The sequence below is a fragment of the Aeromonas veronii bv. veronii genome, assembly GCF_000820225.1.
GTDB lineage: Bacteria > Pseudomonadota > Gammaproteobacteria > Enterobacterales > Aeromonadaceae > Aeromonas > Aeromonas veronii.
Genome location: NZ_CDDK01000002.1, coordinates 1 through 20219 on the forward strand (window position 1 = coordinate 1; position 20219 = coordinate 20219).

Annotated in this window: 18 protein-coding genes; 11 read left to right on the forward strand and 7 right to left on the reverse strand. The window is 56.9% G+C overall.

Annotated elements, in window-relative coordinates; translation table 11 throughout:
* Positions 1–201 precede the first annotated feature (201 nt).
* Both BN1139_RS00020 and BN1139_RS00025 read left to right on the forward strand, forming a co-directional pair.
* Complete coding sequence (locus BN1139_RS00020; RefSeq protein WP_005350251.1) at positions 202–579, forward strand: hypothetical protein; 378 nt, start codon at positions 202–204, stop codon at positions 577–579.
* A gap of 224 nt (positions 580–803) precedes the next feature.
* Entirely contained in the window at positions 804–1385 is a 582-nt protein-coding gene (locus BN1139_RS00025; RefSeq protein WP_005350254.1) for a DUF1349 domain-containing protein, read from the forward strand.
* 78 nt (positions 1386–1463) lie between these two features.
* Here the strand turns inward: BN1139_RS00025 and rimO are convergent, their stop codons facing one another.
* Positions 1464–2792: a 30S ribosomal protein S12 methylthiotransferase RimO gene (gene rimO, locus BN1139_RS00030; RefSeq protein WP_005350257.1), complete on the reverse strand. Its 1329-nt coding sequence runs from the start codon at positions 2790–2792 to the stop codon at positions 1464–1466.
* A 292-nt stretch (positions 2793–3084) separates the two neighbouring features.
* On the opposite strand from rimO, the gene BN1139_RS00035 reads away from it, so the two are divergent.
* Entirely contained in the window at positions 3085–4209 is a 1125-nt protein-coding gene (locus BN1139_RS00035) for an HD-GYP domain-containing protein (protein ID WP_005350261.1), read from the forward strand.
* Positions 4210–4372: 163 nt separating this feature from the next.
* Here BN1139_RS00035 and BN1139_RS00040 read toward each other — a convergent pair whose 3' ends face one another.
* The 6 genes from BN1139_RS00040 to BN1139_RS00065 form a co-directional block, all read right to left on the reverse strand.
* On the reverse strand, positions 4373–4558 hold the full coding sequence (locus BN1139_RS00040; protein ID WP_005350263.1) for a hypothetical protein: 186 nt from the start codon (positions 4556–4558) through the stop codon (positions 4373–4375).
* 42 nt (positions 4559–4600) lie between these two features.
* Positions 4601–5182 (reverse strand): NifB/NifX family molybdenum-iron cluster-binding protein, encoded by a 582-nt coding sequence (locus BN1139_RS00045; protein WP_005350264.1) that lies wholly within the window; start codon positions 5180–5182, stop codon positions 4601–4603.
* Positions 5179–5493: a DUF134 domain-containing protein gene (locus tag BN1139_RS00050; protein WP_005338107.1), complete on the reverse strand. Its 315-nt coding sequence runs from the start codon at positions 5491–5493 to the stop codon at positions 5179–5181. Before BN1139_RS00050 ends, BN1139_RS00045 begins: the two co-directional genes overlap by 4 nt.
* Positions 5494–5704: 211 nt before the next feature.
* Positions 5705–6886, reverse strand: coding sequence for a dicarboxylate/amino acid:cation symporter (locus BN1139_RS00055; protein WP_005350265.1), 1182 nt, complete (start codon positions 6884–6886; stop codon positions 5705–5707).
* Between the two features lie 192 nt (positions 6887–7078).
* On the reverse strand, positions 7079–7630 hold the full coding sequence (locus BN1139_RS00060; RefSeq protein ID WP_005350267.1) for a hypothetical protein: 552 nt from the start codon (positions 7628–7630) through the stop codon (positions 7079–7081).
* A gap of 105 nt (positions 7631–7735) precedes the next feature.
* The gene (locus tag BN1139_RS00065; protein ID WP_005350268.1) at positions 7736–8374 is read right to left on the reverse strand and encodes a TetR family transcriptional regulator; all 639 of its coding nucleotides are present in this window, start codon (positions 8372–8374) and stop codon (positions 7736–7738) included.
* A gap of 140 nt (positions 8375–8514) precedes the next feature.
* Here BN1139_RS00065 and BN1139_RS00070 point away from each other — a divergent pair, with 140 nt between their 5' ends.
* From BN1139_RS00070 to BN1139_RS00105, 8 genes are all read left to right on the forward strand, one after another.
* Entirely contained in the window at positions 8515–9708 is a 1194-nt protein-coding gene (locus tag BN1139_RS00070) for an efflux RND transporter periplasmic adaptor subunit (RefSeq protein ID WP_005350271.1), read from the forward strand.
* 17 nt (positions 9709–9725) lie between these two features.
* The gene (locus BN1139_RS00075; RefSeq protein WP_005350273.1) at positions 9726–12875 is read left to right on the forward strand and encodes an efflux RND transporter permease subunit; all 3150 of its coding nucleotides are present in this window, start codon (positions 9726–9728) and stop codon (positions 12873–12875) included.
* A gap of 861 nt (positions 12876–13736) precedes the next feature.
* Complete coding sequence (locus BN1139_RS00080; protein WP_005350276.1) at positions 13737–14981, forward strand: lipopolysaccharide biosynthesis protein; 1245 nt, start codon at positions 13737–13739, stop codon at positions 14979–14981.
* 16 nt (positions 14982–14997) lie between these two features.
* Positions 14998–16188 carry a UDP-N-acetylglucosamine 4,6-dehydratase gene (locus BN1139_RS00085; protein ID WP_005350277.1) on the forward strand — a complete coding sequence of 397 codons (1191 nt, stop codon included), beginning with the start codon at positions 14998–15000 and terminating at the stop codon, positions 16186–16188.
* A 9-nt stretch (positions 16189–16197) separates the two neighbouring features.
* The gene (locus BN1139_RS00090; RefSeq protein ID WP_005350278.1) at positions 16198–17340 is read left to right on the forward strand and encodes a LegC family aminotransferase; all 1143 of its coding nucleotides are present in this window, start codon (positions 16198–16200) and stop codon (positions 17338–17340) included.
* A 2-nt stretch (positions 17341–17342) separates the two neighbouring features.
* Positions 17343–18503, forward strand: coding sequence for a UDP-N-acetylglucosamine 2-epimerase (neuC, locus tag BN1139_RS00095; protein ID WP_005350280.1), 1161 nt, complete (start codon positions 17343–17345; stop codon positions 18501–18503).
* On the forward strand, positions 18500–19573 hold the full coding sequence (gene neuB / locus BN1139_RS00100; RefSeq protein ID WP_005350282.1) for an N-acetylneuraminate synthase: 1074 nt from the start codon (positions 18500–18502) through the stop codon (positions 19571–19573). The genes neuC and neuB overlap by 4 nt, the downstream gene beginning before the upstream one ends.
* Positions 19566–20207 carry an acetyltransferase gene (locus tag BN1139_RS00105; RefSeq protein ID WP_005350284.1) on the forward strand — a complete coding sequence of 214 codons (642 nt, stop codon included), beginning with the start codon at positions 19566–19568 and terminating at the stop codon, positions 20205–20207. Before neuB ends, BN1139_RS00105 begins: the two co-directional genes overlap by 8 nt.
* Positions 20208–20219 lie beyond the last annotated feature (12 nt).

Here is a 20219-nt window from a genome sequence, read left to right on the forward strand (position 1 = left end):
GAGGAGGGGGGGCTGGGGTCAATTCCTCTCTGCCAATCGGCGCTATAGTGCGGGCGATGGTTGCCCTGTGCTCCGTCTCCCAAGCTGGCGAGGCGGGGGATCTGCGGCAACAATCAGCTGTTGCAATCACAGCCATTTGCAACACTTCGTCATGCAAATATGACCATGCAAACACATCACCAGATAGAGAGGAGATCACCCATGAAGCGTACCATCCTGTTCGGCCTGCTCTGCGGCAGCGTGCTGCTGGCCAATCCGGTCTTTGCCAACGACGCAGCCCAGTTGCAGTGCGAGGCGCAGGCCGCGGCCAAAAAGCTTAACGGCGCCGCCAAGACCAGCTTTGTCGGCAAGTGCGTGAAAGATGCCGCTGGCGCCGCGAGCGGCGAGTGCGAGAAGGCGGCCGCCGACAAGAAACTGGCCGGTGCGGCCAAGAACAGCTTTATCCAGAAGTGCGTGAAGACTGGCGCGGCGGTGGATCCGGCGGCCAAGTGCGAGAAGGCGGCAGCCGACAAGAAGCTGGCTGGCGCGGCCAAAAACAGCTTTGTCCAGAAGTGCGTGAAGGATAGCGCCGCCAAGTAAGGCATTTTCTCATCCGGTGTGTTTGCGGGGGGCCATCAGGTCCCCCGCGCTTTTCGGGCGCACTGATGGCGCAACGCACAAGCCTTGTATCGGGACGGCAATAGCGACACTATTGACTCCTTTTATGGGTTCCGCAGCGGCGCAGCCATCACCAGCCGTTACCGGATGTGGGGTTGGCGAGCCCCATTTGTGCGGGATTACGCGCGATAAGGGAGCAAAGCAGGATGATGGAAGGGATGGAATGGCGCTGGCTCAATGAACCGGCCCAGTGGCACCAGACAGACGACGGTTTGCAGGTGGTGACAGACCAGCAGACCGATTTTTGGCGCAGCACCTGGTATGGCTTCGAGCGCCACAGCGGGCATGTTTATGGCTGCGAGGTGGCGGGGGAGTTTACCTTTCAGGTCTGCGTCGAGGGGGAGTTCACCACCCTCTACGATCAGGCGGGGCTGATGCTGCTGCAAGACGAGGCGCACTGGCTGAAAGCGGGGATCGAGTACAACGATGCCCAGCCGATGATCGGCAGCGTGCTGACCAATCCGCGCTCTGACTGGGCCACCGGTATTTTTACCGGTAATCCGCGGCGCTTCTGGCTGCGGCTGACCCGGCTGGCCGATTGCCTGCGTTTGCAATACTCCACCGATGGCAAGGTGTGGCCGCTGCTGCGCCTCGCCCCGTTCCCGCCAAGCGAACGCTGCTTTATCGGGGTGATGTGTTGCACGCCGGAGCGGCAGGGGTTAGCGGTGCGCTTCTCTGACCTGCGCCTCACGCCGCCTCTTGGCAAGGCGCTCCATGATTTGAGCTAGGCCAGCGGTTTTGCCTGCGCTATTGAGCCAATAAAAAAGCGCCCGCAGGCGCTTTTTTATTGGCTGGTAAGGCCTCAATTAGCTGATCAGGCTGGCCCACAGGTCATATTCGTCGGATTCGTCGATCCGCACCTTGACCATGTCCCCCGGTTTGAGGCCGGTTTCGCCGTTGAGGTAGACCAGACCGTCGATCTCCGGCGCATCGGCGAAGGAGCGGCCAGTGGCACCCTCTTCGTCCACCTCATCGATGATTACGGTCATCTCCTGACCCACTTTACGGGCCAGTTTACGGATGGAGACCTGCTGTTGCAGCTCCATAAAGCGCTGGAAGCGCTCTTCCTGAATCTCTTCCGGTACCGGATCCGGCAGCTCGTTGGCCAGCGCCCCTTCGACCGGGCTGTATTTGAAGCAGCCGACCCGATCCAGCTCCGCCTTGTCGATAAAGTCCAGCAGCATCTGGAAATCTTCCTCGGTTTCGCCCGGGAAGCCGACGATAAAGGTGGAGCGCAGGGTGATCTGCGGGCAGATCTCGCGCCACTTCTGGATCCGCTCCAGGGTGCGCTCGACCGTACCCGGGCGCTTCATCAGTTTGAGGATGCGCGGGCTGGCGTGCTGCAACGGAATATCGAGGTAGGGCAGTACCTTGCCATCGCGCATCAGCGGGATGATGTCATCCACGTGCGGGTAGGGGTAGACGTAGTGCAGTCGCACCCAGATATCGAGCTTGGCCAGCTCTTCGCACAGGGCAACCATGCTGGTCTTGACCGGCATGCCGTCGTAGAAACCGGTGCGGTGCTTCACATCGACGCCGTAGGCGGAGGTGTCCTGGGAGATCACCAGCAGCTCCTTCACGCCCGCCTCTTTCAGGCGCTTGGCTTCTGCCAGCACGTCGCCGATGGGGCGGCTCACCAGATCCCCGCGCATGGAGGGGATGATGCAGAAGGTGCAGCGGTGGTTGCACCCTTCGGAAATCTTCAGATAGGCGTAGTGGCGCGGGGTCAGCTTGACGCCATGGGCCGGTACCAGACTGGTGAAGGGGTTGTGCTGCGGCTTCTCCACATATTTGTGGACGTGACCCAGCACCTCTTCATAAGCGTGGGGGCCGGTGATCTCGAGCACCTTGGGGTGGATCTCGCGGATCTGATTCTCTTTGGCGCCGAGGCAGCCGGTGACGATCACCTTGCCGTTCTCGGCCAGCGCTTCGCCGATCGCTTCCAGCGACTCTTGCACCGCGCTGTCGATAAAGCCGCAGGTGTTGACGACGACCAGCTCGGCATCGTCATAGCTGGGCACCACATCGTACCCTTCGGTACGCAGCTGGGTCAGGATGCGTTCTGAATCGACCAGGTTTTTGGGGCAACCCAAGGAGACGAATCCTACTTTGGGGGCCTGTTTTGTGTTGGACATCGCTCAATCACTCTTAGGTGGCTCTTCTTTAAGGGCGCGGATTTTACCGGAATGGTTAACCAAAAACTATACAGCCAGCATGGCAGAACCGAACAATATCTCCGACCTGGCAAGATTGGGCCGCACCAGCAGTCGCTGATGGCGCGCCCTTGGTAGGGCTATTGCCTCTGCCATGCAGGCTTGTTGTGGGGACGCTGCTTTGTTGATTTTTCTGTCAATTTTGACGCTGTGGCGGGGAGAGCGTCAAAGGGAGTCACTATACTTCCATCACGGGGTCCCGTTGGAGATGGCGATGGAAAGTTCATTTGGCGAAAAAATGCAGAGCGTACATGCCACGCTCAGGCAGCGCTTTGACAAGCTGAGTCGGGTGGCCATCGCGATTTACGATCCCCATACCGATCAGCTCAAGACCTTTGCCCACAGCACAGAGGGGCCCTCGCCACTGGTGCAGTATGAGGTGAAGCTGAGCGATGTTCCCTCCCTGAGTTATCTGGCGGAGCACAAGCAGCCCCGGGTGCTCGGCAATCTCGATGCCCTGCGTGGCTCGGCGTCGGAGCACAGCCGCAAGGTATTGGAGGCAGGCTATGCCTCCAGCTATACCGAGCCGCTGCTGTTCAACAGCAAGCTGTTTGGCTTTCTGTTTTGCGATGCCATGGAGCCGGGATACTTCGAGGAGCCGATCCGCAGCGAGCTGTCGGCCTATGCCCAGGCGCTCTCGGCCATCATTGCTGTGGAGTTTTTCTCCATCCAGACCCTCGGCGGCGCGCTGACCACGGCGCGGGAGTTCAGTCGCTATCGGGATGAGGAGACCGCCAACCATCTGCACCGGATGTCTGCCTACTCCCGGCTGATCGCCAAGACGCTGGCCCCGACCAGCGGGCTGAGCGATGAGGAGGTGGAGTTTATCTACCTCTTCTCCGAGCTGCACGACATCGGCAAGATCGCGGTGCCGGACGCCATTTTGCTCAAACCGGGCAAGCTGACGCCGGAAGAGTTCGAGATCATGAAGATCCACCCCGGCAAGGGGCGGGAGATGATCAGCCTGATGATCAACGAGTTTGGTCTCGATGGCATTCATCACACCGATATGTTGACCAATATCATCGCCAGCCATCACGAGCGCTTCGACGGCACCGGCTATCCGCTGGGGCTGGCGGGGGAGGCGATCCCTTTGGCGGCGCGCATCGTGACGGTGGCCGATGTGTTTGATGCCCTGACCAGCGAGCGCCCCTACAAGAAGGCCTGGCCGTTTGAGACGGCGTTTGCCTATCTGGAGGAGCATGCCGGCAGCCAGTTTGATCCCGCCTGCGTTGCCGCAGCCCTGCACAACAAGGCCGAGTTTTATGCCATCTATCAGCAGTATCAGGATCCGGCCTGCTCTACGAGTGTGGCGGCCAGCGGCGCCGAGCCGGGTTGAGCGTGTGTGATGAGCGTAAGGGGGGAAGAGGCGGTTCAAGCATGACGAGGAGTAAATAGAGAGGGGGCACCAGCAGGTGCCCCCTCTCTTTTATGCGCCTCTCGATTCCACGCGCCCTTATTTTGCCGACCTTATCTCTGCGGCTATGGCGTTTGCGCTCAGGTTACTTTTTGGGCGCCGGCTCGCTGATCTGATAGAGGTGATCCGCGCAGGCGCTGGAGCAGCCACAGGGGCGCACCTCTTTATCTTCCCGTTTCTGGGCAAGCTGGTATTGGCGCCACCAGATGATGGTGCCCATGGCCAGGATCAGCACGAACGAGGCGAGCAGGCTCAACAACCAGATGGACATGATCTCTTCTCCTTGATGGTGATGACATGCACGGCGATGGCATCAGTGATGATGGCAGCAATCGCCCTGCTGGTTGGCGCCTTCACTGCCGTGGCAACAAGTATGGCCTTGTCGTGAGCTCTCTGCCTGATTGCCACTACTGGCGCAACAGTGATCTGAGCCACTGTTGCAACCACCATGACAATGGCTATGACTCTGGCCTGCGCCGACGGGCTGGATGGCACGGATAGTCGCCTTGCTCTGATGACGGCGAGACGGACGGCCCTGACTGGCCTCGGTAAGAGGTTGCAAATTGGTGGGGGCCAGCAGCGCGGGCAGCGGCAGGCGGGCAGAGCGGCACTGCAGCACCCGGATATTGGCCGCCAGCAGGCGACTTAGCATTCGCTCGCCGATATTGCGCACCACCACCTGACCCACCTGATGATGGGCGAGGGCGTCGAGCAGCGCTTGCTTGCCGTGGCAGCCTTCGGCTGCGGCCGGGTTGGCCAGGGTGGCGATAACATTCCCTTCGGGGTTAAGAATTTGCAGCTGCTCGGCACGGGTAAAGTGGCCAGCCAGCAGCCCCTGACTCAGCATCAGGGCGCTGTTGCTGGGGTTGGTGGTCATGGTTGTGACAGCATTCATGTCGGCTCTTCTCCACTGGTTGGGTGGTCGGGCTCGGCGGGTTGCATCATCAATGCCTTGCCCAGACTCAGACACTCCACCACCTTGTAGCGCCCTTTTTTCAGGATATTGGCCAAGGTCTGGCGGGAGACCCCCATCACCAGGGCGGCCTCCTGCTGCTGCATTCCTTGAAGGTCGACGAGGCGCAGTGCCTCGAACTCGTCAGGGGCCAGCGTGACCTGTTCCAGCTGATGCATGGGGCGGCCGTTGGGTTTGAAGCAGCTGTTGGCGGGGCGGCCACAGATCTGGCGGGCAATCTTGGGTCTTGGCATGGTGGCTCCTAATTGGCATAAGCCATTTATACGCTCATATGTGGCATATGCCAATAATTTTGTCTGATGCAGAGGGTAGCGCCAGTGCTGTTTACGGCAGAGGGGGAGGTGGAATACGTACAAACGCTGTGAAGGTGGCAGAAACGACGCAGGCCCGAACATGGTTCGGGCCTGCGGTTTTGCAGAGGATGGTCGGGCAATCCCGGCGAGTTTACGTCTGTTCGGCCTCGGCCACAGGAGCTGCGCTCTCGCTACCGTTGGCGAAGCGATCCGCCCACAGGGCAATCACGCCGTCACCGGTGACGTTGCAGGCGGTGCCGAAGCTGTCTTGCGCCAGATAGAGGGCGATCATCAGGGCGATGGAGGCTTCACCGAAACCGAGCATGGAGGTGAGCAGGCCCAGCGCCGACATCACGCCACCACCCGGGGCGCCCGGGGCGGCGATCATGATCACCCCCAGCATCATGATGAAGGGGAGCATGGTCTCGATGCCCGGAATGGCCAGATGCTCGGAGAGGAACATCACCGCGGTGGCGCAGGTGACCAGGGTAATGGTGGAGCCACAGAGGTGAATGGTGGCGCACAGGGGCACGGTAAAGTTGGCGATACCGTCGCTCACGCCGTTGTTCTTGCTCGATTGCAGGGCGACCGGAATGGTGGCGGCGCTCGACATGGTCCCCAGCGCGGTGAAGTAGGCGGGCAGCATGTTCTTGATGAGCTGGGCCGGTGAGCGGCCAAGGGCCAGACCGGTACCCACGAACAGTACGGAGAGCCAGATCCAGTGCATCAGGATGGCCATCACCAGTACCACGCCGAAGGTTTTCAGGGTGGCGAATACGGTGCCTTCTACCGTCATCTCGACAAAGACGCCCGCGATATAGAACGGCAGCAGCGGAATGATCACCTTGGCCAGCAGGCGGTCGATGATGTCACGACCCTGATCGGCAACCCGGCGCAGATCGGTGGCCTGGTTGGCGCTGATGCCGATGCCGAACACGAAGGCAGCGGCCAGTGCCGACATCACGCCAAACAGCGGCGGGATCTCCAGATTGACGTAGGAGGCGAGCTTGATAGCCGTGGCCGTGGTGGGCTCGGCGGCGGTGGTGAACTGCGGGATCAGGTGGCTCGCCACGGTAAAGGCGAACAGCCCCGCCAGAATGGTGGAGCAGTAGGAGAGGGCCACGGTTTTGCCCAGCAGCTTGCCGGAGTTTTTCGGCAGGCTGGCGATGCCGCTCATGATAAAGAACAGAATGATGAGCGGAATGGTGAAGGTGATGAGCTGACCTATCACTGTCTTGGCCGTAAACAGCACGCGCGCCACCCACTCAGGGGCGTAGAGACCGAGCAAGAGACCGGCAAGGATGCCAGCAATGAGTTTCAGGACAAGTTTCATAAGGAAATCCGGAGTTGGTTGTATTGTCTGTTTTGTTATTAAAATTTGATATTAATCACACTTTTTAACACGTAAGCCGTGTTATGTCTGCCTTTTCTGCGTTAACGCCGAGTTAAATATTGTCGAAAGCCAAGATCGCCGACTAGCTGTCGGCTTGGCGTTGAACGGGAAAATCCGTGATGAATTAGCCCGTTAGGTGGCCTGATGATCGCTACGCAGCAACATGACGTACTGGCTGGCGTGTTGACTTGTGCATGATGGCGTGTTGGTCGAGGCGGCTTCCATCGGCGCCAGTTGCAGTGCTATCCCGGATGTGGTGACCAGTTGCTGTAGCTGAGCGTGACTTATCTTGCCGCTTGGCTGCAGGGGGAAGCAGAGCGGAGCGCCCGCTTTGAGCAGGGTCGCCTGCTGTTGTAACTGGGGGGCAAGGGTGGCCACGTCGCCATCAAGCGGGCGGCTCAGCCAGATGCCATCGTAAGGGAGCACCGAGAGCATCTTCGCCAGCGGGCAGACCCGCACAGCTTGCCCGGATTGCTGCGAGGCAACTTTGGCGTCGGCCAGCACAGCGTCACAGGCGGTGACCACATACCCTTCTGCACGCAGCCAGCACAGATCCTCCCCCATACCGCATTGACCATTGAGCAGGTGAGCACCGGGTTTGAGACGCGCCACAAAGGCAGCCCGAGCGCGGGCGTGCTGGTCGTTAAATGGCCGGGAAGCGGGGATGGCGTCAGAGTGTGGCACAGGGGTTACCTCAAGCAGGGGGCGCACAGGGTAACAAATCGGGGCCTGACTGCCAAAGCGCGCGGTCAGGCCCCGATTTGGATGTGATGAAGTTGCCGGAGCCGGTTAGCGGCAGCAGGCAGGCCCGTGGGGCTGGGCCAGCATGGTGAACATGCTCTCTATCATAAAGGCGGATTCGCCCTGCAGGTCGATCCGCCCCGGAAAGTGGAGCCAGTTAATGATGTAGCCATCCAGAGTGCAGTGGAGCAGGGTGGCGGCGCGCTGCAGGTTGAGGTTGGCGGGCAGTTGGCCCCGCCGTACCGCATTGGCCAGGGTGGTCTCCAGGTCCCGAAAGAAGTTGGCGGACTGGCTGCGGATATGTTCGCGCAGTGAGATGGCTTCCCCTTCCAGCGATTCGAGATTGAACAGGATGGTGAACATCTGCCGCTGGGCCGGATTGTGAATGAAGCTGTGGAGCACCCCTTCGAAGAAGAGGCGCAGTTGCCCCAGCGGATCCGGCTCATCTGGGTTGAGGCAGGCATCGAGCTGGTGGGCGAGGGGGCTGCAGAGCTCCTGCCAGAGCGAAATGAAGAGTTCATCCTTGTTCTTGAAGTGCCAATAGATGGCCCCGCGGGTCAGGTCTGCCGCCCTGGCGATGTCGGTCAGGCTGGTCTTGGCCAGGCCCTGAGAGCAGAACAGATCCAGCGCCGTGCTCATGATGTGGCAGCGGGTTTGCTGCGCCTCTTCTTTGGTTCGTCTGGCCATCGAAATTTGTGCCTCATGCAAGCAAAAAGTCACTTACATACATTTATGAATGTATGTATATTGCCTCATCTTTCGACTATTTACCAACAGGGCCCATGCGGCCCTGATTGTTCATTGACTGGCAAAGGCTCAGGTGTTTCATGCATAAACATATTCTTGCTCGTTCAGTTGGTCTTGCCTTGCTGGCTACAGGCTTGCTGGCAGGTTGTGGTGACAAGGGGGGCGCCCCCCAGGGACAGGGCGACATGCCCCCCGCGGCGGTCAACGTGGTGACCCTGCAGAGCGGTCCGCTGATGTTGACCACCGAGTTGACCGGCCGCAGCGCCCCGTTGCGGGTGGCCGAAGTGCGTCCGCAGGTGAGCGGCATCATCCTCAAGCGCCTCTTTACCGAGGGAAGCGATGTGAAGGCGGGCGATCTGCTCTATCAGATCGACCCGGCTGTCTATCAGGCGGCGGTTGCCAGCGCCAAGGCCAATCTGGCCAAGGCCGAGGCCAACGAGCAGAGTGCCCGCCTCAAGGCGCAGCGCTATCAGGAGCTGCTCAAGGTCAAATCCATCAGCCGTCAGGACTATGACGACGCCGACGCCAGCTGGAAGCAGGCCAAGGCGGAGATCATGGCGAGCAAGGCGGCTTTGCGAACTGCCGAAATCAATCTCGGTTACACCCGCATCACAGCACCCATCAGCGGTCGTATCGGTAAATCCGCGGTGACCGAGGGAGCGCTGGTGACTGCCCAGCAGGTTGATAGCTTGACTGCCATTCAGCAGCTCGATCCCATGTATGTGGATGTGCGTCAGTCCACTGCCGATCTGCTGCGCCTCAAGCGACTGGTCGCCGAGGGCAAGTTGACTCAGGACGAGCAGAAGGGGGCCAAGGTGACCTTCCAGCTGGAAGATGGCTCCACTTACGGCGAAGAGGGCTCGTTGCAGTTCTCCGATGTGACCGTGGATGAGACCTCCGGCATGGTGACCCTGCGGGTGATTGTGCCCAACCCTCACCAGCTGCTGCTGCCCGGCATGTTTATGCGCGCCACCCTGCAAGAGGGTGAGCGGGCGCAAGGGCTGCTGGTGCCGCAAACTGCCGTGACTCGCACCCCCAATGGCGGCGCCACCGTGATGGTGGTAACCGCTGACAACAAGGTGGAGCTGCGCAACGTGCAGCTGAGCCGGGTCGTCGGCAGCAACTGGGTGGTGGAGTCAGGGCTCACCTCCGGCGAGCGGGTGATCGTGGCTGGTTTGCAGAAAGTACGACCGGGCGCCGTGGTCAATCCCGCCGAGCAGGGTGCTGATGCATCGTCTGCTCAAGCTGCGTCCAACACCCCGGCCAACAAGTAGGATGGAGTAGTCGCTTCATGGCTCGATTTTTTATAGATAGACCCATTTTTGCCTGGGTGATCGCGCTGGTGATCATGCTGGCGGGCAGCCTGGCCATCATCAAATTGCCGGTCGCCCAGTATCCGAGCATTGCGCCGCCCGCTGTCGGTATTTCCGCCAGCTATCCGGGCGCATCCGCCAAAACGGTAGAAGACTCGGTGACCCAGATCATCGAACAGAACATGACCGGGCTGGATCACCTGCTCTACATGTCCTCCCAGTCTGACTCCGCGGGGCGGGTGTCGGTGACCCTCACCTTCCAGCCGGGGACCGATCCTGATATCGCCCAGGTGCAGGTGCAGAACAAGCTGCAGCAGGCGATGTCGCTGCTGCCGCAAGAAGTTCAGCAGCAGGGGATCCGGGTACAGAAGACCTCCAGCAGCTTCCTGATGGTCGCGGCCTTCATCTCCAGCGATGGCTCGATGAACAACGACGATCTGGCGGACTATGTGGTCTCCAATATCAAGGAGCCCCTGAGTCGTCTGGACGGGGTAGGGGATATCACCTTGTTCGGCAGCCAGTACTCGATGCGGGTCTGGCTCGATCCCAATAAGCTCAACCGGGTGCAGATGACCCCGGGGGATGTGCAGGCGGCCATCAAGGCGCAGAACGCCCAGGTCGCGTTCGGCAAGCTGGGTGGCACCCCGTCGGTGGAAGATCAGCAGTTCACCGCTACCATCATGGGGCAGACCCGTCTCTCTACCGTGGAGCAGTTCAACGACATCCTGCTGCGGGTGAATCAGGATGGCTCCAAGGTACGGCTGAAAGATGTGGCCCGGGTCGAGCTGGCGGGCGAAAGCTATGACGCCGATGCGCTCTACAACGGCCAGTCTACCGCCGCGGTCGCCATCAAGCTGGCGACCGGTGCCAACGCGCTGGATACCGCCGAGAAGGTGCGTGCCAAGCTCAATGAGCTGTCGGATTACTTCCCGGCCAACATGGAGATCGTCTACCCCTACGACACCACGCCGTTTGTGAAGATCTCCATCGAGGAGGTGGTGCAGACCCTGATCGAGGCGATCTTCCTGGTGTTCTGCGTCATGTATCTGTTCCTGCAGAACTTCCGCGCCACCTTGATCCCGACCATTGCGGTGCCTGTGGTGCTGCTCGGTACCTTCGGGGTGATGGCGGCGTTCGGCTTCTCCATCAACACCCTCACCATGTTCGGTATGGTGCTGGCCATCGGCCTGCTGGTGGATGACGCCATCGTGGTGGTGGAGAACGTGGAGCGTCTGATGAGCGAGGAGGATCTCTCCCCGCTGGAAGCGACCCGCAAGTCGATGACCCAGATCACCGGCGCACTGGTGGGGATCGCGTTGGTGCTCTCCGCCGTGTTCGTGCCGATGGCCTTCTTCGGCGGCTCGACTGGCGCCATCTATCGCCAGTTCTCGCTGACCATCGTCTCGGCCATGGTGCTGTCGGTGCTGGTGGCGTTGATCCTGACGCCGGCCCTTTGTGCCACCCTGCTCAAGCCGATGAAACATGGCGAGTTTGGTGCCAAGCGCGGCTTCTTTGGCTGGTTCAACCGCGCCTTTGATGCGGGTACCAACCGTTATCAGAGCGGTGTGCGCAAGGTGATCAAGCAGGGCGTGCGCTACAGCCTGATCTACGGTGCCATGCTGGCGGTACTGGCAGTGCTCTTTATGCGGATGCCCACCTCCTTCCTGCCGGAAGAGGATCAGGGGGTCATCATGTCCATGGTGCAACTGCCGGTGGGGGCCACCAAGCAGCGCACCGAGGTGGTGCTGGCAGACATGCGCGACTACTTCCTGAAAAACGAAAAGGAGAACGTAGATTCCGTCCTGACCGTATCTGGCTTCAGCTTCGCCGGTAGTGGCCAGAACGCGGGGATGGCCTTTATCAAGCTCAAGGACTGGAGCGAGCGCAAGAGCCCGGATCGCAGTGCCAATGCCATTATCGGCCGCGCCATGGGCTATCTGTTCAGCATCAAGGAGGCGCAAGTGTTCGCCTTCAACCTGCCTCCGATCCCGGAGCTGGGGACGGCGACCGGTTTTGACTTCTTCCTGCAGGATCGCGGCGGTATCGGTCACGACAAGCTGATGGCGGCGCGTAACCAGCTGCTCGGCATGGCGGCGCAGGATCCCACTTTGGTGCGGGTACGCCCGAACGGGATGGAAGATACGCCGCAACTCGATATCAAGATCGACTACGAGAAGGCGCTGGCGCAGGGGCTATCCATCGCCGATATCAACAACACCCTGGCCACTGCCTGGGGTTCTTCCTACGTCAATGACTTCGTCGACCGTGGCCGGATCAAGAAGGTCTATATGCAGGCGGATGCCCCCTTCCGGATGAACCCGGAAGATCTGAAACTCTGGTATGTGCGCAACAGTGCCGGTCAGATGGTGCCCTTCTCTGCCTTTGCCAGCACCGAGTGGAGCTTCGGCTCGCCGCGTCTGGAGCGTTACAACGGCGTGCCAGCGATGGAGATCGTCGGTGAGGCGGCGCCCGGCAAGAGTACCGGTGATGCGATGGCGGCGATTGAGCAGATGGTGAAACAGCTGCCGGAAGGGGTGGGCATCGAGTGGACCGGGCTCTCCTTCCAGGAGCGGCAGGCCGGTTCACAGGCACCTGCGCTCTACGCCATCTCCTTGCTGGTGGTGTTCCTCTGCCTGGCGGCCCTCTACGAGAGCTGGAGCATTCCGTTCTCGGTGATGCTGGTAGTACCGCTCGGGGTTCTGGGGGCCATTGTGGCTGCCACCCTGCGCGGGCTGGAGAACGACGTCTACTTCCAGGTGGGCTTGCTCACCACCATCGGCTTATCGGCGAAGAACGCGATTTTGATCGTGGAATTTGCCAAAGAGCTCTACGACAAAGGGATGGGCTTGGGTGAGGCGGTGGTGGAGGCTGCACGCCTGCGTCTGCGTCCGATCCTGATGACCTCGCTCGCCTTTATCCTCGGGGTGCTGCCGCTGGTGATCAGCTCCGGCGCCGGTGCCAGCAGCCGTAACGCCATCGGTACCGGCGTGATGGGGGGGATGATCAGCGCCACCGTGCTGGCCATCTTCTTCGTGCCGCTCTTCTTTGTGTTGGTGATGCGCTACTTCACCAGCCACCAGAGCAAAGAGGCGCGCATGGCTGCAGCAGTTGAGTCAAAAGGTGACTGATGGCATGCAGGTTTAGCTAATTTGAACAGAGTTCAATAAATCGCCAGCCAGCTTTGGTCTGGCTGACAATCAAACAGGGCAATCCCATGGGTTGCCCTGTTTTTTGTGAAAAATGTAAGCAAAAATTGCGTGGTTGTAATTGAAAAAGTGAGGTATGAGTAGGCGTTTCGCGCTCTTGAGGTTGTGATGAGCCTCAAGTTGCACCCATCACAAATTACTTTCAACTGTTCATCCTTGAGAAAAACGGGATAGAATTCCCTATAAAATCGGGCTGGTGCAGTGTCCCAACTCGCGTCGTGTCCGTGAGAGAGTTGCGATCAACGCTGCCAAGACATAACGATGCTGGAGGCATGATGACCAAAGGCGTGAGCAATATGGTAAAAAGCAGCAAACTGGGGGCTGTAACCTAGGGGCGGTAGCCATGTTTTTAGTCCGCTTCAGTATAAATAATGGTCGTGCTGATGGCCCTATTTATGTAGGTTGCAGATTAAAATGATGTTGATGCATCGGCTTTTTATGGCATTGATTTTGACGTGGTTGTGTCGCGTGGTCACATGCACGATGTGCAGTGGAGCTTTGTTGACCATTGGCTCATGTGGTGGTTCTATCTTCCTATTTATGGTTTTAAGATGTTGTTCTTATCAGAACTGGACGACCTTTTTTTTAGCCGCTGGCTACCATATGCTGTACCACACGCAAGTTGGTTGTGATTTAGCGAATGCGTCCTAGTTATGGAGTGGAGTGATGTTTGTGGGCAAAATACACACAATCTGTGTTGGGTGAAATTAATAATTTAGTTACGTCATTTTAATGTTGTAATTTTCAATGAGCTTTTTATGATAGTTTTCAAAGTGGACGCTTATGCTATATATAGCAAATATTTTTATAAGAGGTTTGACCCTAATTAGTAAATTTGCCTTATTGTTTCTGCTGGCTAGATACTTGGATGTGGATGAGTTAGGGCTTTATGGTTTGTTTGCGGCTACAATTACGTATAGCATATACCTACTTGGCTTAGAGTTTTATACTTATAGCACAAGAGAGTTAATAAAAAGCCCGCTTTCAAAAAGATGGGGGCTCATCAAAAGTCAGTTTTGTTTGTATTCGATAACATATCCTATAGTATTTTTTTTGATTAGTGTTATCTTTTGGGGCGGATTGCTACCTTGGTCTTTAACTTTATTATTTTATGTGATATTAACGCTTGAGCATCTGAGTCAAGAAATCTATCGGATATTGATTGCGACAACGCAACAACTTTCTGCAACTATAGCTATCTTTATAAGGCAAGGTTTATGGATCTGGATAAGTGTGTTCTTTTTATATGCTTGCCCTGAATTGAGAAACTTGCAATTTATATTGTGCTCATGGTTGTGTGGGTCTTTATTTTGTCTAATTTACTCAATGGCAAAAGTTCGAAAGGTAAATAAAGGGAGTGGAGATGTATGTTGGCGCTGGGTTTATCGTGGCGTATTTACCGCAATGCCATTTTTTATTTCTTCAATTTTTGTCATGGCAATTTCAACGGTTGATAGATACTGGTTTGAATCTTTGGTTAATCGAGATGCACTTGGCTATTATGTATTTTATTCAGGGCTAGTGTCAGCATTGATCTCATTTCTCGATGCAGCAGTTTTTTCATTTATTTATCCCAAGCTTGTACAGCATGCAGGGGACAGTGACAATAAATCTTTTTCTCTGTTAATGAAAAAAATGCTACGTCAGACGATTTATTGCGCAGGTCTATTTATATTGTCTGCTATATACTTAATTGATTTTATTCTTATGCTCGTCAATAGGTTTGACGGAAATACATACATCTATGTTTTTTACTTCTTGTTATTTTCAACCATCTTGCAGGTTTTGTCTTATATACCTCATTATGGACTTTATGCCAGAGGCTTTGATAAGCCAATAATATTTATTAATATCGGTGGTTTTTTTATATTTCTGATTGTGGCCTTCGCGTTTTTGAATGTATCAGAAACATATGCAATACCTATTTCATTATGTATTACGTATAGCTTTATTTTGCTCGCCAAGACATTTTTTTATTACAGTTTACCTATGAAGAATACATGTAAAGACTCAATGGTCAAAGTTTAATACTTGGAGTAGCTTGATGATTAATTATCTATCTCTAATCGGGCGCGTTGAACCGCTATTTGAACAGGATGTGTATTTTTACCGCGACGCTTTGTGTCGAATCGTTGAATCATCACGTTTTCTAGTTTTGGGAGGGGCAGGTTCTATTGGCCAAGCAGTAACAAAGGAAATTTTCAAAAGAAATCCACGTAAATTGCATGTTGTTGATATCAGTGAGAATAACATGGTCGAGCTGGTGCGGGATATCCGCAGCTCGTTCGGGTATATCGATGGTGATTTCCAGACGTTCGCCCTGGATATCGGCTCCATTGAGTATGACGCATTTATCAAAGCCGACGGCGCCTATGACTACGTGCTCAATCTTTCTGCGCTCAAGCATGTTCGCAGCGAAAAAGACCCCTTCACGTTGATGCGTATGATTGACGTCAATGTGTTCAACACGGATAAAACCATCCAGCATTCCATCGATATGGGGGTTAAAAAGTATTTCTGTGTCTCGACTGACAAAGCAGCCAATCCGGTCAACATGATGGGGGCTTCCAAGCGCATTATGGAGATGTTCCTTATGCGTCGCAGTGAACAGATTGCCATTTCAACCGCGCGCTTTGCCAACGTGGCCTTCTCCGATGGGTCCTTGCTGCATGGCTTCAACCAGCGTGTGCAAAAGCGTCAGCCTATCGTCGCCCCCAACGACATCAAACGCTATTTCGTGACCCCCCAGGAGTCCGGTGAGCTGTGCCTGATGTCCTGCATCTTCGGTGAGAACAGGGATATCTTCTTCCCCAAGCTCAGCGAATCCCTGCACCTGATTACCTTCGCCGAAATCGCCGTGAAGTATCTGGCGCAGCATGGTTACAAGCCGTATCTGTGTAAGGATGAGGATGAGGCCAGAGCCTTGATGGCGAGCCTGCCTGAGCAGGGGATGTGGCCCTGCCTCTTTACCGAGAGCGACACCACGGGTGAAAAAGACTTCGAAGAGTTCTTCACGGACAAGGAAGTACTGGATATGGCCCGGTTCGAGAACCTGGGCATCATCAAGAATGAACCCTCATATCAGAATGATCTGCTCAACCATTTCGAGCAGACCATTACAGCCATGAAAACAAAACGAGCTTGGGACAAGAAAGAGATCGTCGAGCTGTTCTTCGCCATGATCCCGGATTTTGGTCACAAAGAAACGGGCAAATATCTCGACGGCAAGATGTAAGGAATCGGTATGCATACTCAATTGATACGTTTTATTCGTGATACCTACAAAACCGATGACTTCATCCCTCTTCACGCCCCGACCTTTGCCGGCAATGAACGTCAATATGTGCTCGATACCCTCGAAAGCACCTTCGTTTCCAGTGTCGGTGCCTATGTTGAGCAGTTTGAGCGGCAAATAGCCACCTTTACCGGTTCAGCCCGTGCCGTTGCCACCATGAATGGCACGGCGGCGCTGCATATCGCGCTCTACATGGCAGGTGTGCAGGCTGGCGATCTGGTGATCACACAGCCCTTGACCTTTGTGGCGACCTGCAATGCCTTGTATCACATGGGCGCAGAACCCGTGTTCGTCGATGTATCACGCCAGAGCCTGGGTCTGTGCCCCGTTGCCCTGGCCAACTGGCTGGAAGAGCATGCGTCTCGCACCGAGACAGGAGCCATCCACAAGACAAGCGGACGCCGCCTTAAAGCCGTCGTGCCCATGCACACCTTTGGTCATCCGGTTGAACTCGATGAACTGCAGGCCGTGTGCGAGGCCTGGGGCATCGCCCTGGTGGAAGATGCTGCCGAGAGTCTGGGTTCCTACTACAAAGACAAACACACGGGGACGCTGAGTGCGTTTTCCGCCCTGAGCTTCAATGGCAACAAGATCATCACCACGGGTGGTGGTGGCATGGTGCTCTGCCAGAATGCCGAGCAGGGGGCGCGCACCAAGCACATTACCACCACTGCCAAGGTACCCCATCCGTTCGAGTTCTATCATGATGAACCCGGTTTTAACTACCGGATGCCCAATCTGAATGCGGCCCTCGGATGTGCCCAGATGGAAGCCCTGCCGCAATTCCTGGCGCAAAAGCGGGCGCTTGCCATGCACTATGCAGAGTTCTTCAAGGGACAGGCATGCCAATTTGTGACCGAGCCTTCTTATGGACGCTCCAACTACTGGCTCAATGCGATTGTCTGTGAAGATCAAACCCAGCGGGATACGTTGCTGACCGAGCTGAACAAGGCTGGTGTCATGACCCGGCCTGTATGGAAACTGATGCATCGCCTGCCCATGTTCTCTCATGCCTTGCGTGGGGAGCTTAACAATGCCGAATGGTTGGAAGCCCATCTGATCAACCTGCCCAGCTCGCCTGTCGAGGTCTGAATATGGCCAACACCATTGCCGTCTTTACCGGTACTCGCGCCGAATACGGGCTGCTCTATTGGTTGATGAAAGACATTGCGGCCGATCCCGAACTGGATCTCAGACTTATTGTTTCAGGTACGCACTTGTCTCCCGAGTTTGGCCTGACTTATCAGCAGATAGAGCAAGATGGCTTCAAGATCGATGAGCGCATCGAGATGCTGCTCTCTTCCGACACCTCGGTTGGTGTGGTCAAAAGCATGGGCGTGGCTTTGCTCGGTCTGGCAGACGCATTGGCGCGGCTGCAGCCCGATGTGTTGGTGATCCTCGGAGATCGCTTTGAAGCCTTAGCTGCCGCCCAAACGGCTATGTTGCAACGCATACCTGTTGCTCACCTTCATGGTGGTGAGATAACCGAAGGGGCCTATGATGACGCCATCCGCCATGCCATTACCAAGTTGAGCTACCTGCATTTCACGGCTGCCGAGCCCTATCGACAGCGTGTCATTCAGTTGGGGGAGGCACCTGAGCGGGTGTTCAACGTAGGTGCCGTCGGTCTGGACCACATCATCAAGACACCGCTGCTGTCCATGGACGAGCTGCAATCCTCTCTTGGGTTTACGTTGGGCTCACCGTTCTTCGTGGTGACCTATCACCCCGTGACTCTGGCCGATGAGCCGGCCAGGGAGAGTTTCAGTGCCTTGCTGGCGGCGTTGGATAACTATCCAGACCACCAGGTCATCCTGACGTACCCGAATGCAGATGACGGTGGTCGAACCATCATTCCACTGCTTGAGCAGTATGCGGCAGCCAATCCTGCACGCGTGCTGGCCATTCCGTCTTTGGGTTATAGGCGTTACCTGAGCGCGGTGAAACACAGTGCCGTCGTGATCGGCAACTCGTCGAGCGGCATCATCGAAGTGCCTTCTCTGGGTGTTCCGACCATCAATATCGGCCAACGCCAACAAGGGCGCCTGGCAGCAAAGAGTGTGCTTCATTGCGACGCGAAGGCTGAGGCCATTACGCAATGCATTGCCAAGGCCTTGCAGCCTATGGGCCCGGATGCTTATGTCAATCCTTATGGTGCAGGGGACGCCAGCGGCCAAATCGTGGCACGCCTGAAGCATTTTGCCATCCCCACCATCAAACAGTTCCATGATCTCGACAGGAGTCCGTCGCCATGATCCGCATCATCGCCGAAGCCGGCGTCAACCATAATGGCGACGAAGCACTCGCCGTGGCACTGATCGATGCTGCCCACCGGGCAGGCGTCGATGTCGTCAAGTTTCAGACCTTCAAGGCGGCCAATCTGGTGACCCGCCAAGCCAAGCAGGCCGCTTATCAAACCACCAACACCGGCAAGGAAGAGAGTCAGCTTGCGATGCTCTCCCGCCTTGAGCTTTCGTTCGATGCCCATCTTCGTCTGATCGCCCATTGCGAGTCTCTCGGTATCGCGTTTTTGTCTACCGCCTTCGATACCGAGAGCCTGGACTTTCTGGTGAACCGGTTGAAGTTGCAGACCCTCAAGGTCCCGTCCGGGGAACTGACCAATGCGCCTTTCGTACTGGCCCATGCTCGCACCGGCTGCGAGTTGATCGTCTCGACCGGTATGGCCACGTTGGCAGAAGTGGAGGCGGCCCTGGGGGTGATAGCCTTCGGATTGACCGCGCCGCAGGATGCGCAGCCCGGTGAGGCCGCCTTCATGGCTGCCTATGCCAGCGAGGCTGGTCAGGCCGCTCTTGCCAACAAGGTGACCCTGCTGCATTGCACGACCGAGTATCCAGCGCCCATGGTGGATATCAACCTCAAAGCCATGGATACCCTGTCGCACGCCTTCCGGTTGCCGGTCGGTTATTCGGATCACAGCCAAGGCATCACCATCCCTGTAGCGGCTGTAGCCCGGGGAGCCTGCCTCATCGAGAAGCACTTCACTCTTGATCGCAACATGGAAGGACCTGATCACAAGGCTTCTCTTGAGCCCGATGAACTGGCCGCCATGGTGAAAGGGATCCGCGATGTGGAGCTGGCACTGGGAGATGGTATCAAGGGACCGCGCCCGAGCGAGATCAAGAACAAGGAGATCGCACGCAAGAGTCTGGTGGCTGCCTGCGACATTGAGGAGGGGGCCATTCTCTGTGCCGACAACCTCGCCATCAAACGTCCGGGTGACGGCATGAGCCCTTATGCTTACTGGCAGCTTCTGGGACAACCTGCGAAGCAGGCCTATCAGGCAGGTGAGCCTATCCATGAATAAACCGCTCATCGTCCTCGGGGCTGGCGGACATGCCTCGGTGCTGGTCGACATGCTGCGCAGCCAGGGAGTGGTTCCCATCGCCCTAGTTGCGCCCGCTGCAGGTACACTGCGCGCCGCGCTGGCTGATATTCCCCTCTGGCATGATGAGAAAATACTGACCCACCATCCGGATAAGGTGGTGTTGGTCAATGGCATCGGCTCCCTGCCGGGCAATCCGCTGCGCGCCACGCTGTTTGCCCGTTATCGCGCCCTTGGTTACCGCTTTGCAAGCGTCGTTAGCGCACAGGCCATGGTCTCTGACTACGCTGTGCTGGAAGAGGGTGCCCAAGTCATGGCGGGGGCCATCATTCAAGCTGGTACCCAAATAGGTGCAAACAGCATCATCAATAGTGGCGCCATCGTGGATCACGACTGCCGTCTAGGTGATGACAACCACATCGCACCAGGTGCGGTGTTATCCGGCGGTGTGGTGACGGGTGAGAGAGTCCATATCGGTACGGGAGCTGCCGTGATCCAGGGCATATCAATTGGCTCTGATGCCGTGGTCGGGGCCGGCGCCACGCTGACGCGCCCTCTTGGAGAAAAGCAGATTGCATACGTTGCCCGGGGCAGCGTGATGCCTATCAAGCAGTAAAGGATGGATTGG

What these genes read in the sequence shown, in the direction of transcription:
- BN1139_RS00040 (WP_005350263.1), bottom strand. Translation starts at nt 4,558, where the DNA reads ATGTCCATCTGGTTGTTGAGCCTGCTCGCCTCGTTCGTGCTGATCCTG.
- BN1139_RS00025 (WP_005350254.1), top strand. Translation starts at nt 804, where the DNA reads ATGATGGAAGGGATGGAATGGCGCTGGCTCAATGAACCGGCCCAGTGG.
- BN1139_RS00045 (WP_005350264.1), bottom strand. Translation starts at nt 5,182, where the DNA reads ATGAATGCTGTCACAACCATGACCACCAACCCCAGCAACAGCGCCCTG.
- rimO (WP_005350257.1), bottom strand. Translation starts at nt 2,792, where the DNA reads ATGTCCAACACAAAACAGGCCCCCAAAGTAGGATTCGTCTCCTTGGGT.
- BN1139_RS00020 (WP_005350251.1), top strand. Translation starts at nt 202, where the DNA reads ATGAAGCGTACCATCCTGTTCGGCCTGCTCTGCGGCAGCGTGCTGCTG.
- BN1139_RS00065 (WP_005350268.1), bottom strand. Translation starts at nt 8,374, where the DNA reads ATGGCCAGACGAACCAAAGAAGAGGCGCAGCAAACCCGCTGCCACATC.
- BN1139_RS00090 (WP_005350278.1), top strand. Translation starts at nt 16,198, where the DNA reads ATGCATACTCAATTGATACGTTTTATTCGTGATACCTACAAAACCGAT.
- BN1139_RS00055 (WP_005350265.1), bottom strand. Translation starts at nt 6,886, where the DNA reads ATGAAACTTGTCCTGAAACTCATTGCTGGCATCCTTGCCGGTCTCTTG.
- BN1139_RS00050 (WP_005338107.1), bottom strand. Translation starts at nt 5,493, where the DNA reads ATGCCAAGACCCAAGATTGCCCGCCAGATCTGTGGCCGCCCCGCCAAC.
- BN1139_RS00085 (WP_005350277.1), top strand. Translation starts at nt 14,998, where the DNA reads ATGATTAATTATCTATCTCTAATCGGGCGCGTTGAACCGCTATTTGAA.
- BN1139_RS00080 (WP_005350276.1), top strand. Translation starts at nt 13,737, where the DNA reads ATGCTATATATAGCAAATATTTTTATAAGAGGTTTGACCCTAATTAGT.
- neuC (WP_005350280.1), top strand. Translation starts at nt 17,343, where the DNA reads ATGGCCAACACCATTGCCGTCTTTACCGGTACTCGCGCCGAATACGGG.
- neuB (WP_005350282.1), top strand. Translation starts at nt 18,500, where the DNA reads ATGATCCGCATCATCGCCGAAGCCGGCGTCAACCATAATGGCGACGAA.
- BN1139_RS00035 (WP_005350261.1), top strand. Translation starts at nt 3,085, where the DNA reads ATGGAAAGTTCATTTGGCGAAAAAATGCAGAGCGTACATGCCACGCTC.
- BN1139_RS00105 (WP_005350284.1), top strand. Translation starts at nt 19,566, where the DNA reads ATGAATAAACCGCTCATCGTCCTCGGGGCTGGCGGACATGCCTCGGTG.
- BN1139_RS00075 (WP_005350273.1), top strand. Translation starts at nt 9,726, where the DNA reads ATGGCTCGATTTTTTATAGATAGACCCATTTTTGCCTGGGTGATCGCG.
- BN1139_RS00070 (WP_005350271.1), top strand. Translation starts at nt 8,515, where the DNA reads ATGCATAAACATATTCTTGCTCGTTCAGTTGGTCTTGCCTTGCTGGCT.